Raw genomic sequence first — 15,472 nt, 5'->3', positions numbered from 1 at the left:
CAACGGGTGGGCGACGTGGGATGGGCCGGATGGCTACGGCTGAGCAGTTCAGGCGGCTCGGGTTGGGGCGGGGCGGGAGGCTCAGGCGGGGCGGGGCGGGAGGCTGGGTGGGTGGGTCAGGGGGTGTCGGGGAGGGCTGTCTGGATGGGGGTGATGTTGCCGGTGGTGACCAGGAGGCCGCGTCCGGGAGGGCCGCCGCCCGCCCCGCGGGGCAGTCGGATGCTGAAGAGGTCGCCGTCGGTCGGACCCTGGACCGACAGGAGCACGCCCGTACGGGACTTGCGGGTCTCGGCCACGAAGCCGCGATAGGCGACCGCCAGGTCACCGGTGGAGCCGGCGATCAGCAGGCCGTGATCGCCGTCCCGGCCCGAGCGCAGCACCTCCTCCAGGGACGTGCCCAGCGGTGAGTCCGGGTCGACCAGCTCGGCGTCGTCCACGACCACGACGTACTGGCCCAGGTCCGCGACCAGTTCGGGCAGGTTGGCGGCGTTCCCGTCCAGGACGGCCACCGCGTCCGCGAGGTCGCGCAGCGGGCTTCGTCGGGGGGCGACGGCGACGACCGGCGTGCCGGCGGCGATGAGCGACCGCGCCGCCGTCACCAGGACGGACGACCGCCCCGACCGCGACGGCCCCGCGATCACCGCGCCCGGCCCGTGGGCCAGCAGATCGACGCCGAGGGGAGTGAGCGCGTCCCCACCCGCGCCGGCCAGCGCCCACAACGGTGACGGCGGGGTGAACGCCGGATCGAGGTCCATCGTCTGGGACGCGGTGATCCGCATCGGCAGCGCGTCGACGCGCAGCGGCCGTTCGCCCGCCCAGCGACGCCCCCCGCCCCCGCCCCCGCCCCCGCCTCCGGCGGTCTGCGGGCTCGCGCTGCGCGCCAGGGCCTGCAGCGCGGCGACCTGGGCGGGGCCCGCGGGGTCGGCGGAGAGGAGGGCGATGTGGTGTTCGGTGATGCCGTGCTCGCCCAGCGACAGGGCACGCCCCGGAGGCATGGACGCGGGCAGGCCCTTGAGCGGGAACCCGGCCAGCCCGTAGTCGGACGTGTCGGACAGGCGCAGCAGGAGACGGTCGTCGAAGACCGTCGAGACCTGGCCGAGCAGCCCGGACCGATCGCTGGTGACCACCGCCCGCAACCCCACCGCCGGCCCCTCGCGCAGGAGCTGGAGCAGGGCTTCGATCAGGCGGCCGTAGTCGTAGCTCTCGAACGCGGCGACGAACCCCTCCCAGCGGTCGAGCATGAACACCAGCCACGGCAGGCGGTGACCGGCCTGGCGGTATTCGGCGAGCGAGGCGTGCCCCGCCTCGGCCAGCAGTTGCTGGCGGCGGCCCACCTCGGCGCGCAGCCGGCCGAGCAGCCGCTCCACCCGTTCGATCTGGTCGCGGGTGACGACGGCGCCGCAGTGGGGCATCGCCATGACGGGCAGGAGCGCGCCCGAGCCGCAGTCCACCGCGTGGACGTGCACGTCGGCGGGCGACGTCCGGGCCGCGATGGCGCCCGCGATGGTCCGCAACGCCGTCGAGCGGCCGCTCCGCGGGGCGCCCGCGATCAGCAGGTGGCCGCCGTTGGCCAGGTCGAGCGCCAGCGGGCAACGATCCTGCCGCCACGGACGGTCGGTCACCCCGAACGCCAACGGCGCCACCTCCTCGAACCCGCCGCCGGCCCCCTCAGGCGAGGCGGGCACCGGCGGGGCGGCGGGCAGGTCGAGCACCAGGTGGGTGGGCAGGGGGTCGAGCCACGGGCTCGGCTGGGCCGGGACGCCCGCCAGCCGCCCTGCCTCGACCAGCGCGTCCGCGACCAGGCCGAGATCGGTGACCGCCGACTCCTCCACCGGCTCCGCAGGCGGCGGAAGCGGCCTGCCGAGCGAGCGCCAGTCCACGTCGAGCACCCGCACCCGCCCGGCCGGCCCCCCGGCGGACGGCACGCGCGCGGGGCTGCGCCCGCCCACCCTGGCCGTCTGGACGGCGATCGCCGCCCCCGCCCCCGACCGCACGTAACACCGGCCTGGGGTGGACTTGGAGATCGTGGCCGCGTCGGGCAGGTCGATGACGTCGGTGGACTCGGCGGGCTCGGTCACCCGCAGCGCGATCCGCAGCGAGGTGTTGGCCTGGATGTCGGCCGTGACCACGCCGGCCGGCCGCTGAGTGGCCAGGATCAGGTGGATGCCCAGCGAACGGCCCCGCCGCGCGATGTCCACCAGACCGGCCACGAAGTCGGGCAGCTCGGCCACCAGCGCGGCGAACTCGTCGATGATCAGCACCAGGCGTGGCATGGGGACCTGGCCGGCGTAGTCGTCGATGTCCTTGGCACCCGCCGCCAGCAGCAGGCGTTCCCTGCGTCGGATCTCGGCCGCCAGCGAGTCGAGGGCCCGCTGGGTCAGGTGCCCGTCGAGGTCGCTGACCATGCCGACGGTGTGCGGCAGGCGTACGCACTCCTTGAAGGCCGCGCCGCCCTTGTAGTCGATCAGCACGAACGTGAGCTGGTCGGGCCGGTTGGCCACCGCCAGCGAGCAGATCAGCGTCTGCAGCAGCTCGGACTTGCCCGCGCCGGTGGTGCCGGCGATCAGCCCGTGGGGGCCGTCGAGCTTGAGGTCGACCGAGAACGGGCCGTCGGGGCCGACGCCGATCAGTGCCTCGGTCGTGCCGCGGGCCCGCCACCGGCCGGCCAGCTCCTTGCCGGACGGGTCGGGCATGCCCATCAGGTCGAGCAGGCGGACGGCTCCGGGCAGGTTGCCCGACGGATCGTCCCGGCTCACGTCGCGGATGGGGGACAGGGCCCTGGCCAGCCGGTCGCACCAGGCGGACGAGACCAGGTCGCCGAGCACCGGCCCGATCACGTCGAGACCGCCGCCGAGCAGGCGGACCAGGCCGTCGGAGCCGCACGCCGCCACCGTCTGGCACTCCTCGGGCAACAGCCGCTGGTCGTCGTCGATGGCGAGGGTGAACACCCCGGACCGGGGGCCCTGCCGCAGGACCTGGGGCATGTTGGGCAGGCCGCGCAGGATCTGGGCGCCGTCGAGGATCACCAGGACGTCGTGCGGACGGACGTCGTAGGAGGAGAAGCTGGGCTTCTCGGGGCCGCCCAGATCGTCCCAGCCTGTGGGGATCTTGCCGAACTCGGGGATGGCGGTGTTCTGGCGTTCGTCGATGAGCGCGGCCAGCTCGGCGACGCGGCGGGCGGCCGACTCGGGGTCGGTGCCGACCAGGGCCACGCAGTCTTCGCCCGAGCGCGGGGCGCAGTGCGGCAGCCAGCGCGTCCAGCCCCAGCGGCGTTCGCCGTCGGCGCGCGCGGACACGACCACGATGGCCAGGTCGCGCGGGCTGTGCAGGGTGGCGGCCTGGGCGATCAGCCAGCCGGCCAGGCTGGTCGCGGCCCCGCGCGGGCCGGTGACGCCCGCGACGCCGAGCCGGCGCATGGCCAGCGCCACCGGCACGGCGCGGCAGAGCGGCGGGTCGATCGGGCCGCCCTGCTCCTCCGACAGGTCGAGGTTGGCGGGCAGGTCGGCGAGGCCGACGCGCAGCCGCAGCGAGTCGGCGTCGTGGATGCGGCGCTCCCACAGACGCCTGCGCGGCCCGGTCGCCGTGAGCAGGACCTGGGCCGGGTCGGGCGCGTCGGACCTGCGCGCGGCCTCGTCGGCGGCCCTGGCCCGCTCGACCTCCTCGTCGTAGGCCCGGACGCGTTCGCCGAACTCCTTGAGCGCCTGCTTGTGCTTCTTCCTGCCGTGACGGCGGTCGCTGACCCACTGGCCGATCATGATGATCGGCGTCATCAGGGCGACGAGCAGGTAGTAGGGGGCGTGCAGGGCGAAGGCCAGCGTCACGCCGAGCACGGCGGGCAGGAGCGCGGCCAGCAACTGCAGCCGCATGCCCTCGGACCTGGTCGGCTCCTTGGGCCTGACGAACGTGCGCTCCGGCTCGGGGCGGCGCAGCCTGGGCGGCCGGTTGTAGGCGAGCCCGCCCTCGGCCCTGGGCGCGAGGTGGGCGTCCTTCGGCTCGATCGAGGTGAGCACGAACACCGAGGACCCGCAGGTCAGCACCGCCTGGTCGGGCCATTCGGCGGGCCCGGTGAGCGCCCTGCCGTCGAGCTCGGGCATGTCGCCCTGTTCGGCGGCGAGCTCGGCCGCCTCCCGCTCGGCGACCCGCGCGGTCAGCTCGGCGACCTCCTCGGCCCACCGCCCCTTCAGCTTCAGCCTGGAGGTCTGCCCGGAGCTCTGCCGGTGCGCCCGCTCGACGGTGATCGCGTCGGGCGTCACGCGCACGGCGACGGCCTCGGCGGCCAGCAGGGGATCGGCGACGGCCATCGCGCAGGTCGGGTCGGACCCGATGACGTGCACGCCCAGCCCCAGCCGGTGGACGGCCCCCGCCGCCGGGCCGCCGATCACGCGGATCTCGGCCACCCCGCCGGGCTCCTCGACCACGGTGGCGCGGGCCAGGCGCGGGTCGAGCGTGACCTTGTCGCCGTCGCGCAGGACGGCCGCCGCCGGCGCCCGCGGATCGAGCGGACGCCCGTCACGCCACAGCAGCGCGCCGGAATCGCCGGGAACGCCGGCGGGGACGCCGAGCCGGTCGGGGACGCGCGGACGGGGGATGCGCGCCTCGGCCCCGCCCCGCACACCGGCCTCGGGCGCCAGGCCGTAGGGCGCGCGGGTCCGCGGCAGGTGGACGACCTTCGCCATGGACGTGCGCCCGCTCAGCGCCTCGGTCACCCCGGCCACCGTGGCGCCGCCGTCGCCGTCGATCACGACGTCACGGTCGCCCTGCTCGCCGAGCACGGTGAGCATGATCCGCATGTGCCGTCTCCTCGCTCGACCTCGGGCGCCAAGGTAGCGCCAGAAGCGAGAGTAGGCGTCCCGGTTGACGGCACCGGCATGAGAACGCGGTTCTGTGGATAACTCGCGCGCCGAGCGTCACGATCAAGCCTGAAAAAGTTGTGATCACTGCGACTCAAGATAAAACTGTGACCAGCATGCCGATAAATCGGTATTCGTCAACTTGGTAGAGACAATAGGCATCGATTATTCCGAGTTGACATCGTGCCACCTGCGAAACAAGCATGGGTCCTCGCATTCCGCCCACGCCCCACCCGGGCGCCCCACATAATGGGCGTGAATTCCGCATTTCACAATGGGAGCCCCCCACCCATGAGGACCAGTGAAAAACCTGTCGCCGACAACGCGGCGGCGGGGTTGTCCGGCCCGGCCTCGCGCAAGCTCCCCGTGCCCCCACGCGAACGCAAGCCGGCCCTCGCCGCGCTGGCGGTCCTGCTCATACTCGGCGGCGCGCTGGCCACCACGCTGCTCGTGCTGCGCAGCGGCGACCGCGTCTCCGCCATCAGGGTCACCCAGCAGGTCGGCGCGGGCCAGAAGTTCGTGGACGGCATGCTCGAAGAGGTGAAGGTCGCCTCGGACACGGGCGTCGACTACGTCCCCTGGTCCCGGCGGTCGGAGGTGACCCAGAGCTTCGCCGCGGTCACGATCCTGCCGGGCACCCTGCTGACCAACCAGATGGGCAGCAAGGCCAGCGACGAACTGGGCCCGGGAAAGGCGACCGTCGGCCTCGCCCTCAAACCCGGCCAAATGCCCGCCGGCATTCAACAGGGCGACCGCGTCCAGGTCGTGTACGTGCCGAACCGCACGGCTCAGGGGCAAAGCCGCGTACTCGCCGAGAGCGCGCTCGTGTTCAGCGCGGGCGACAAGAACCGAACGGGCGGTAATTCCGGGCAGATCACCGTGATCGTCGATTCGTCGGACTCACCGCAAATACTCGCCTATGCCTCCAGCGGAGAGATCGCGGTGGCCGAGCTCCCGGGAGCGCGCTGACGTGGCGCTGATCGTTCTGGCCGCCGACAAGGGCGCGCCCGGCGTGACCACCGCGGCCACCGCCCTCGCGGCGGTGTGGCCGCGGCCCGTGCTGCTGGCCGAGTGCGACCCGGCCGGCGGCGACCTCGCCTACCGGCTGCCCGCCGCCGACGGCGGCGTGCTCAACCCGGGCAAGGGCCTGCTCACGCTCGGCGCGACCGCCCGCAGGGGCCTCGAACCCGCCCAGATCCACCAGCACACCCAGAAGATCATCGGCGGGCTCGACGTGCTGGCCGGGCTCACCCACGGCGAGCAGGCGGCCGGGCTCACCTGGCTCTGGGGCCCGCTGGGCAGGTCGCTGGCCGCCATCCCCGACGCCGACGTGATCGCCGACTGCGGCCGCCTGGGCTCCCACCCCCAGATCGCCGACCTCCTCGCCGAGGCCGAGCAGGTGCTCCTGCTCACCAGGGCGACCCTCGACCACGTCGCCCACCTGCGCGAACGCCTCCAGATCAGCAAGGCGCACGGCGTCGTCGTGATCGCCGACCCGCGCAACTACCGGGCCTCGATCGAAGACGTGCGCAGGATCGTCGGGCCCGTCGTCCAGTTCGTCCACGGACTGGCCCACGACCCCAAGGGCGCCGAGCTGCTGCGCGGGCAGTGGGGCGGCCGGCTCGACCGGTCCCTGCTCATCCGCACGGCCCGGGACCTCGCCGCGAGGCTGGTGAGCCACCGATGATCGACCACTCCCTCGTCAAACGATTCCGCCAGGAGGTCGGCGACCGGCTGGCCCAGCAGCGCCGGATCGACCAGGCGAGCGGCGTCCCGCCGATGTCCGGCGAGGACGAGCGCCAGTTCGCCAGGGCGCTGATCTCGCAGGTGCTGGAGGAGCACGCGCGCAACGAGATCGGCCTCGGCCGCACGCCGCCCACCATCGAGGAGGAGGAGGCCCTGGCGGCCGGCATCCACGCCGCGCTGTTCGGCGTCGGCCGCCTCCAGCCGCTGCTCGACGACCCCGAGGTCGAGAACATCGACATCAACGGCTGCGACCGCGTCTTCGTCAGCTACGCCGACGGCCAGGAGCTCATGCACGACCCGGTCGCCGAGTCCGACGACGAGCTGGTCGAGCTGATCCAGATCCTGGCGGCGTACTCGGGGCTGTCCAGCAGGCCGTTCGACACCGCCAACCCCCAGCTCGACCTGCGGCTGCCCGACGGCTCCCGGCTGAGCGCGGTGATGGACGTCTCCGTGCGCCCGGCCGTGTCGATCCGCCGCTCCCGCCTCGGCAAAGTCTTCCTGTCCGACCTGACCGGAAACGGCACGATCAGCCCGGAGATCGGAAGGTTCCTGACGGCGGCCGTCGCCGCCCGCAAGAACCTCATGATCGCCGGGTCCACCAACGCCGGCAAGACCACCCTGCTGCGGGCGCTGGCCAACGAGATCCCGCCCAGCGAGCGCCTGATCACCGTCGAACGCGCCCTTGAGCTGGGCCTCGACCAGTTCCCCGAGCTCCACCCCAACGTGGTCGCCTTCGAGCAGCGCCTGCCCAACTCCGAGGGCCAGGGCGAGATCTCCATGGCCGAGCTGGTCAGGCGCTCGCTGCGGATGAACCCCAGCCGCGTCATCGTCGGCGAGGTGCTGGGCGACGAGATCGTCACCATGCTCAACGCGATGACCCAGGGCAACGACGGCTCGTTGTCGACGATCCACGCCAACTCCAGCATGGAGGTCTTCAACCGCATCGCCACCTACGCCCTGCAGGCCGGCGAGCGCCTGCCCATCGACGCCACCCACATGCTCATCGCGGGCGCGATCGACTTCGTCGTCTTCATCGAGAAGCGCAACGACTACCACGTCGGCGGCACCCTGCGCCGTTACGTCTCCAGCATCCGCGAGGTCAACGGCTGCGACGGCCGCGTGTTGTCGAGCGAGGTGTTCGCGCCCGGTCCCGACGGCACGGGCGTCCCGCACGCGCCGGTCTCGTGCCTGGAGGAGCTCGTCGCCCACGGCTACAACCCGGGAGGCTGGTGAGGATGGCGTTCGACCTCGACCCGCTGGCGATGGTGGCGGGCGCGGCCGCCGGCGGCGGCCTCTTCCTGTTCTTCCTGGCCCTGTACGGCCTGCGCCGCCGCCCGTCCCAGCCCAGACGCCCGCTGGTCAAGATGCTGACCACCCGCACCGCCGTCGCCGCGGTGGCCGCCGGCCTGGTCCTGGTGGTCACGGGCTGGCCGGTCATGGCGGTGGGCACGGTGCTGCTCGTGTTCGCCTGGCGCGGCCTGTCCGGCGGCGCGGCCGAGGAACGCGCCGCCATGCGCCGCCTGGAAGGGCTGGCCGCCTGGACCGAGTCGCTGCGCGACACCATCGCCGGGGCGGCCGGGCTGGAGCAGGCCATCCCGTCCTCCATCAGGGCCGCCGCGCCCACGCTCCGGCCCCACCTGCGGGCCATGGTCGACCGCCTGCACACCCGGATGGCGCTGCCGGAGGCGCTGTCCCGCTTCGCCGACGAGCTCGACGACCCCTCGGCCGACCTGGTGATCGCCGCGCTCATCCTCAACTCCCGGCTGCGCGGCCCCGGCCTGCGCGACGTGCTCGGCGCGCTCGCCGTCTCGGCCCGCGAAGAGCTCGACATGCGCCGCCGCGTCGAGGCCGAACGCCGCTCGACCAGGCGCAGCGTGCAGATCGTGGTGATCACGGCACTGGTCTTCGCCGGGCTGCTCATCCTGTTCAACCCCGCCTACGTCAGCGAGTACGGCTCCACCCTCGGCCAGGCCGTCCTCGTGGTCGTCGGCGGCCTGTTCGGCGCCGGGTTCGCGTGGATGCGGCGGCTGGCCAGGTTCGACAAGCCGACCCGGCTGCTGATGGGGGGAGGCGGCCATGGTTGAGGGCGTGCTGGCCGGAGCGGTGCTCGGCCTCGGCCTGTTCGTGCTGGTCCGCGCGTTGTTCCCGGCCCGTCCCGGGCTGGTGGCGCGGCTGCTGGCGCTCGACGCCGTGCGCGAGGACGCGGGCGCCCCGCACATCCAGCTCCTGCTGCCCGACGAGGAGGTCAGCGCGTTCCGCCGCGGTCTCGGCGCCCGCCTGGCCCGCCTCTACGGCGCCCGCGGCTGGGAGGCCCGCTCGGTCAGGTCCGACCTGGCCCTGCTCGGCCGCTCGTTCGAGGCGTTCCTGGCCACCAAGGTGCTGCTCGCCGCGAGCGGCCTGCTGGCCTTCCCGATCCTGCTCGGCTGGCTGGCGCTCATGGGGTGGGGCGTGTCGTTCACGGTGCCGTTCTGGTCGGCCGTGCTCGTGGCGCTGCTCTTCTTCTTCCTGCCCGACCTGCAGATCCGCAAGGAGGCCGCGGCCATGCGACGCGACTTCCGGCACGTCGTGGGCGCCTTCCTCGACCTGGTCTCGATGAACCTGGCGGGCGGGCGCGGCGTGCCCGAGGCGCTGATGATGGCCGTGTCGGTCAGCGGCGAGCAGCCCAACTGGGCGATGGGCCGCATCCGCGACGCGCTCGGCGGCGCCCGGATCGTCGGCATCACCCCGTGGCAGGCGCTCGGCCAGCTCGGCGAGGAGATCAACGTCGACGAGCTGCGCGACCTGTCGGCCGCGCTCGGCCTGGTGGCCGACGACGGCGCCAAGGTGCGCGCCTCGCTCACCGCCAGGGCCGCCACCCTGCGCCGGCGCGAACTGGCCGAGATCGAGGGACGCGCGGGCGAACGTTCGCAGTCGATGCTCGTGGCCCAGCTCCTCCTGTGCGCCGGTTTCGTGATCTTTCTCAGTTTTCCCGCCGCGATGAAGATGTTGGGGGCCTGATGAACCATCCCTGGATCGTCTATCTCACCGCCTACCTGGGGGTGCGGATCCAGCGCGCCCGCACCGCGCCCAGCAGGGGCGCCTCCGCCGTCGAATGGGTGATCATCACGGCCATCATCGCGGGCGTCGCGCTCGGGCTGGCCACGCTGATCAAGACCCTGGTCGAGCAGAAGTCCAGCGAGATCCAGGGCACGTTCGGCGGTGGCGGCGGCGGTGGTGGCGCGGACTCGTGAGCGGGGCGCGACCGTGATCGAGCTGGCGTTGCTGATGCCGGTCATCCTCGCGGTCGCGCTCCTCGTCGTGCAGGTCGCGCTCTGGTTCCACGGTCGCCAGATCGCCGAGGCGGCGGCCAGGGAAGGCGCGCGGGTGGCCAGGGCGGCGCCGTTCGACTCGGGCGACTGGCAGGGCGCGGCCACGGCGAAGGCCACCGGCATCGTCAAGGCGGTCGGCCCGCGGCTGCTGGAGAACGCCGCGGCCACCACCTCCGAGCGCGACCCCGACCAGCGCTTCGTCACGGTCACGGGCAGCGCCGTGCAGGTCGTGCCGCTGCTGCCGCCGCTCACGTTCACGATCACGGCGACCGCGGGCGGGCCGATCGAGTGCTTCCGTCCCGACAACGGCGGTGATGACTGCCGATGAAGCCGGGCGAGCGCGGGTCGATGGCCGTGGAGACGGTGATGCTCGCCCCCGTCTTCCTGCTGTTCCTCATGTTCCTGGTCGGGGCGGGGGTGCTGGTGGAGACGCAGGGGCGGGTCAACGGCGCGGCCAGGGACGCCGCGCGGGCCGCGTCCGTGCAGCGCAGCTTCGACGACGCCGGCGCCGCGGCGGAGAGCACCGCCAGGAGCGCACTGGACGACAAGTGCGGCGCCACCGCCGTGAACCTGGACGGATCCACCTGGGAGGCGGGCGGCCAGGTGCAGGCGGAGGTGACCTGCGAGCTCGACCTCGGCTTCCTCGGGTTCGGCGGCACCAAGCGGCTGACCGGCACCGCCGTGGTGCCGCTTGAGCAGCTCGTCAGGAGGGAGCCGTGAAGGCGGGGGAGCGGGGGTCCATGTCGGTCTTCACGGTGCTCTTCTCGGTCGTGGTGTTCCTCCTGGCCGGGCTGCTGGTCGACGGCGGCGCGGCGATCAACGCCCGGCTGCGCGCCGCCGACGTCGCCGAGCAGGCCGCGCGGGCGGGCGCGGACAAGATCGACGTCGACCGCCTGCGCACCGGCGGCGAGGTCACCCTGCTGGACGAGGGCCAGGTCTGCGCCAGGGCCGACGAGATCGTCGCGGCCCAGGGCGGCGACGGCGTGGCCCGCGGCTCCTGCTCGGTCCAGCAGGACCAGGTGACGGTCAGCGTCTCGGTGCGGTGGGAGGCGTTCTTCCTCGGGGCCCTCGGGTTCCCGGGCTCGGAGATGAACGGCGAGGCCACGGCCGCCCCGGAAGCCAGGTAGACCGATTCCCGCCACTCGGTGGCCGGGGCAACGCACGAGGCAGGACGCTGGACGGAAGAAGGGAGCGGCGATGCCGACGCGAGAGCCGACGCGAGAGCCGACGCGAGAGCCGGCGCGTCCCCCGGGGCGGCACCAGCCCAGGCGGCCGCCTGCGCGCATCCCGGCCAGGCGCACCTTCGGCGACGTGCTCGCCGGGCTCGCGGCACTGGTGGCGCTGGTGGCGCTGGTGGGCGGGGTGCCGTACGCGCTGCTCAGGTTCGCCGGTCCGCCGGTCACGTCCGAGATGCTCGACCTGCGGTTCTTCACCGCCGAGGCCGGGCCCAGCACGATCCAGGCCGTCCTGGTGCTGCTGGTGTGGCTGGCCTGGTTCCAGCTCTTCGTGTGCGTGCTGGTCGAGGTGTACGCCGGTGTCCGAAGGGTCGGGATGCCTGCCCGCGTACCGCTGTCGGGCGGCACGCAGGCGCTGGCCAACAAGCTCGTCGGCGCGGTGTTGCTGCTGTTCACGGCCGGGGCCATGATCGCGCCCATCGCGCGGATGGCCGCGCCGCCCGCCGCGCCGCCGGTGACCGCGGTCGCCTATTCCGCGCCGATCGTCGAGCAGACGCTGGAGACCCACAAGACCAAGAAGGTGTACGTCGTGCAGCCGCCGCACGGCCGGCACCACGAGAGCCTGTGGGAGATCGCGGAGAAGTGCCTGGGAGACGGCCGCCGATATCCCGAAATTTACCGACTCAACCAGGCCAAGGAGCAGCCGGACGGCACCCGCCTCCGCATGGCCGACCTGATCAGGCCCGGCTGGGTGCTCGACATGCCGGACGACGCCAGGAACGTGCACATCGTCCCCGCCGGCCAGTCCCGCGAGCAGACGTTGCGCGAGCACCCCGGCGTGGCCCACACCCGTGCCCAGCCCGACGCCCGGCACGACGTCGGGAAGAAGACCGCAGAGAAGACCGAGAAGGACCAGGCCAGGCACCGCAAGCCCGACGTGCGCCAGGACCAGCCCGAGATCACCATCAGGGAGGCCCAGAGCCTCGACCTGATCGACTACCTGGCCGGGGCGTCGCTGGCCGCCGCCGGGCTGCTGGCCCTGCTGGCCAGGAGGCGGCGGGAGCAGTTGTGGCGCAGGGTGTTCGGGCGCCGGATCGTCCGGCCGCGCGACGACGCCGCCCAGGCCGAGGTCGCGCTCAGGCTGGGCGGCGACGCCCCGGGCGCGCGCATCCTCGACATCGGGCTGCGGCTGCTCGGCGCCGAGCTGGCCGCCCAGCACCGCACCCCGCCCACCGTGTACGGCGTCCACCTGTCCCCGCGCACGCTCGACCTGTGGATCCACCCGCCGGACGACGACCCGCCCGAGCCGTGGACGGCCCAGGACGGCGGCCAGGTGTGGCGTCTGCCCGCCCACGAAGGACGTCTGCTGGAGGAGCAGGCGGGCGGCGCGCCGTACCCGGGGCTGGTCTCGATCGGCACGGACGCGAGCGGCCGGGTGCTGATCGACCTGGAGGCCGCGCAGGGCCTGATCAACGTGCGCGGCCCGCAGACCACCGCGGCCCTGGCCGCGCTCGCCGTCGAGCTGGCCACCAACCGCTGGTCCGACCGCATGCGCATCACGCTCGTCGGGTTCGGCGAGGAGCTGACCGCGATCGCCCCCGACCGGATCAGGGCCGTCGGCGGCCTGGCCGAGGTGCTGCCCGAGCTGGAGGCGACCGCCGCGCCGCGCAGGGAGGTGCTCACCGGGCGCGTCTCCGGCGGCCCGCGCGAGGCCCACTACCTGCTGTCGGCCGTGGCGCCCACGCACGAGGAGGCCCGCCGCCTGGCGCTGCTGGCCCGCCGGGACACCGCCGGATACGTCGTGGCCGGCGACGTCCCGCACGCCACCTGGACGCTGGAGATCGGCGACGACGGCAAGGCGCGCATCGCCGAGCTGGGCTTCGAGGTCGAGGCCCAGCTCCTGCCGCGCCGCCACTACAAGGCGCTGATCGACCTCTTCCGCACCGCCGGACGGCTCGACGGCGAGGCCTATCCCGAGGCCGAGCCGCTGGAGGGCCTGCACCCGCCCGCCGTCGAGATCAAAATGCTCGGCCCGATCGAGATCACCGGGCTCGCGCCCCTCGAAGAGGGCCGCATGGCGCTGGCCACCGAGCTGCTGGTCTACCTGGCCACGCATCCCGGCGGCGTGCACCCCGTCGTGCTCGGGGGCGTGTTGTGGCCGCGCGGGGTGCAGACCATGGTCAGGGACGCCACCATCGCCCGCGTCGCCGACTGGCTCGGCCCCGAGCACCTGCACGTCGACGAGGCAGGGCGGCTCAGGCTCGGCCCCGAGGTCCGTACGGACTGGGCCCTGTTCCGCGAGCTGGTCCGCCGCTCCCAGCACGATCCGACGGCCCGCACCGTCCTGCTGGAGAAGGCGCTCGGCCTGGTACGCGGCCCGCTCCTGGCCAACCGCCCGTCCGGCCGGTACGCCTGGCTGGCGGCCGACGACCTGGAGTACGACGTCGCGGCCGGCGTGGCCGATGCGGCCCACCGGCTGTGCGAGCTGCGGCTGGCCCAGGACGAGCCGGACGCGGCGGTGGCGGCCGTCCGCGCGGCGCTGCTGCTGGCGACCGACGACGAGGGGCTCTGGCGCGACCTGCTGCGGGCCACCCACGCCACCGGGGACGCCGTCCGCATGCGGGCCGTGGTCGAGGTCCTGACCCGCAGGGCCGCCTCCCACCCGTACGGCGGTGGGATGGCCCCGGAGACCGAGGCGTTGATCGAGGAACTGCTGCCCTCGTGGCGCATCCACGTGGTGAGGGAGTCGTCCGCATGAGACGTATGACGGTGATCGCGCTCGTCCTGCTGGCGGCGGGGTGCGGGCAGGCCGAGCGGCCGTACACGCCGCAGCCGGGCCCGTCCGGCACCACCCCGGCGACCGCGCCCACGGCGGGAGGCTCGGCGCGGCCCTCCGCGGACGCGCCCGGCGTCGAGACGATCGAGGTCGGCGGCGGGAAGCTGCGGGTCGACATCGACTGGCCCGCCCGGCGCGACCCGCTCATGCGCGTGATCACCGACTGGTACCTCGCCTCCCGCAAGGTGATGGTCTCGGGAAGCGATCGATACCTGAAGGATCTGGATCTCGAACTCCAGGCGGTGCGCCAGGCGTATGACGGAGTACGCCGGTACACCGAGGAGGACAGAAGGGTGAAGGGCGTCGCCAGACTGTACGGCCTGCGGGTCACGAAGGTGCTGGACAAGGGCGCGCAGATCGACACCTGCGTGGACGAGTCGAAGGCACGCGTGGTCAGCGCGAGCAGCGGCGAGGCCGTCTCGCCCCAGCCCTCCATCATGCGCGCCCCCTACCTCCAGAGGGCCCTCGCGCACCGCGGCGACGACGGCGTGTGGCGGATCCGGGAATTCCTCTATGACAAGGAAGGATGCGCGCGATGAACCGCGTGATCTCGCTGGCCACCGCGGCGCTGATGCTGCTGGGCCAGCTCGACGACCCCGGCGAGACGGCCGGCAGCCCCATCGAGCACGGCCGGACCAGAGGGATCGAGCTGCGCAACTCCAGGATCGTCATCTCCGGCAACGGCGCCAAGGGCGGCAACGCGGACGGATACGTCCTCAAGCGCCCCTGCTGGTACGAGCCCGGCATGACCGGCGCCGAGATGCTGAAGTCGCAGGAGGCTCTGCGCGACTACTGGTTCAGGTACACCAAGGACGCGTCCGAGGAGGGGTTCCAGGACTTCCTCAAACAGTTCAAGGACAAGGTCGGCAAGGACGGACGCTGGTGGGGCCCGGCGTACGACGCCTCCGACCCGAAGGGCCAGGTCTGCTTCGCGGCGCTCGACCCGTTCGTGTTCGTGCCGCCGGGCACGACGCCGCCCGCCGGGATCACGATCCGGGAGCTCGCCGAGATCGCCAGGGCGTCCCTGACCGTTCCCGAGCCCACGATCAGACTGAGCCCCGACGCCAAGAGCTTCGTCAACCTGCCCACCTGGGTCTGGCTGGAGGGCCTGGGCGAGCGGCGCAGATCGGTGACCGCGGAGATCCCGGGCGTCATGAGCGTGACCGTGGTGGCCACGCTGAAGAGCATCAAGATCGACCCGGGTACCGCGAAGGACCGGGCGGAGGTGCACGAGGAGGGTTGCGGGGCGGCCGGACGTCCGTACGCCAAGGGGGCCTCGTTCACCTGTGGCGTGCGTTACCTGCGGGCCTCGATCGACCAGCCGCGCGAGGCGTACCGGCTCACCGTCACCACGTCGTGGCCGGTGGAGACGACGGGTGACGCGGTGCCGTTCCAGTTCGCGCCGGTCGAGGCGGGGGCGACCCGGGACGTACCGGTCGGCGAGATCCAGAGCAACGTGAAACCCTGACGGCGGCGGGGCCCCGGGCCGAGGTGATCACCTCGACCCGGCGGGCCCAGGCGATCATTGCCGCCGGACGAGCCTAGGCGATCACTACG

13 protein-coding genes are annotated in these 15,472 nt (G+C 73.3%); 12 read left to right on the top strand and 1 reads right to left on the bottom strand.

Going from position 1 to position 15,472, the window contains the following annotated elements:
* Positions 1-116: 116 nt before the first annotated feature.
* On the bottom strand, positions 117-4,790 hold the full coding sequence (locus ACFYYW_RS09590) for an FtsK/SpoIIIE domain-containing protein (RefSeq protein ID WP_387646871.1): 4,674 nt from the start codon (positions 4,788-4,790) through the stop codon (positions 117-119).
* Between the two features lie 351 nt (positions 4,791-5,141).
* Here ACFYYW_RS09590 and ACFYYW_RS09585 point away from each other — a divergent pair, with 351 nt between their 5' ends.
* The 12 genes from ACFYYW_RS09585 to ACFYYW_RS09530 all read left to right on the top strand — a co-directional run bounded on the left by ACFYYW_RS09585 (position 5,142) and on the right by ACFYYW_RS09530 (position 15,383).
* Positions 5,142-5,819, top strand: a complete 678-nt coding sequence (locus tag ACFYYW_RS09585) for a hypothetical protein (protein ID WP_364413504.1) — start codon at positions 5,142-5,144, stop codon at positions 5,817-5,819.
* A gap of 1 nt (position 5,820) precedes the next feature.
* A complete protein-coding gene (locus ACFYYW_RS09580) occupies positions 5,821-6,537 on the top strand; it encodes a hypothetical protein (protein WP_352325812.1) in 717 nt (238 codons plus the stop codon).
* On the top strand, positions 6,534-7,829 hold the full coding sequence (locus tag ACFYYW_RS09575; RefSeq protein ID WP_352325813.1) for an ATPase, T2SS/T4P/T4SS family: 1,296 nt from the start codon (positions 6,534-6,536) through the stop codon (positions 7,827-7,829). Before ACFYYW_RS09580 ends, ACFYYW_RS09575 begins: the two co-directional genes overlap by 4 nt.
* A gap of 2 nt (positions 7,830-7,831) precedes the next feature.
* Positions 7,832-8,680, top strand: coding sequence for a type II secretion system F family protein (locus ACFYYW_RS09570; protein WP_352325815.1), 849 nt, complete (start codon positions 7,832-7,834; stop codon positions 8,678-8,680).
* Positions 8,673-9,593, top strand: coding sequence for a type II secretion system F family protein (locus tag ACFYYW_RS09565; protein ID WP_387646866.1), 921 nt, complete (start codon positions 8,673-8,675; stop codon positions 9,591-9,593). Before ACFYYW_RS09570 ends, ACFYYW_RS09565 begins: the two co-directional genes overlap by 8 nt.
* On the top strand, positions 9,593-9,826 hold the full coding sequence (locus ACFYYW_RS09560; RefSeq protein ID WP_352325818.1) for a hypothetical protein: 234 nt from the start codon (positions 9,593-9,595) through the stop codon (positions 9,824-9,826). The genes ACFYYW_RS09565 and ACFYYW_RS09560 overlap by 1 nt, the downstream gene beginning before the upstream one ends.
* Entirely contained in the window at positions 9,810-10,232 is a 423-nt protein-coding gene (locus ACFYYW_RS09555) for a TadE family protein (protein ID WP_352325819.1), read from the top strand. Before ACFYYW_RS09560 ends, ACFYYW_RS09555 begins: the two co-directional genes overlap by 17 nt.
* The gene (locus tag ACFYYW_RS09550; protein ID WP_387646863.1) at positions 10,229-10,624 is read left to right on the top strand and encodes a TadE family protein; all 396 of its coding nucleotides are present in this window, start codon (positions 10,229-10,231) and stop codon (positions 10,622-10,624) included. The genes ACFYYW_RS09555 and ACFYYW_RS09550 overlap by 4 nt, the downstream gene beginning before the upstream one ends.
* 20 nt (positions 10,625-10,644) lie before the next feature.
* Positions 10,645-11,031 carry a pilus assembly protein TadG-related protein gene (locus tag ACFYYW_RS09545; RefSeq protein ID WP_387646861.1) on the top strand — a complete coding sequence of 129 codons (387 nt, stop codon included), beginning with the start codon at positions 10,645-10,647 and terminating at the stop codon, positions 11,029-11,031.
* 70 nt (positions 11,032-11,101) lie between these two features.
* Positions 11,102-13,837, top strand: coding sequence for a BTAD domain-containing putative transcriptional regulator (locus tag ACFYYW_RS09540; RefSeq protein ID WP_387646859.1), 2,736 nt, complete (start codon positions 11,102-11,104; stop codon positions 13,835-13,837).
* Positions 13,834-14,454: a hypothetical protein gene (locus ACFYYW_RS09535; RefSeq protein WP_352325824.1), complete on the top strand. Its 621-nt coding sequence runs from the start codon at positions 13,834-13,836 to the stop codon at positions 14,452-14,454. The genes ACFYYW_RS09540 and ACFYYW_RS09535 overlap by 4 nt, the downstream gene beginning before the upstream one ends.
* Positions 14,451-15,383: a hypothetical protein gene (locus tag ACFYYW_RS09530; RefSeq protein WP_352325825.1), complete on the top strand. Its 933-nt coding sequence runs from the start codon at positions 14,451-14,453 to the stop codon at positions 15,381-15,383. The genes ACFYYW_RS09535 and ACFYYW_RS09530 overlap by 4 nt, the downstream gene beginning before the upstream one ends.
* The last annotated feature ends 89 nt before the right edge of the window (positions 15,384-15,472 follow it).

Source organism: Nonomuraea sp. NPDC001831 (assembly GCF_042892035.1).
In the GTDB taxonomy this organism is placed as follows: Bacteria; Actinomycetota; Actinomycetes; order Streptosporangiales; family Streptosporangiaceae; genus Nonomuraea.
Note: the sequence above shows the minus strand (reverse complement) of the source record. Positions and strands in the feature narration are given on the sequence as shown.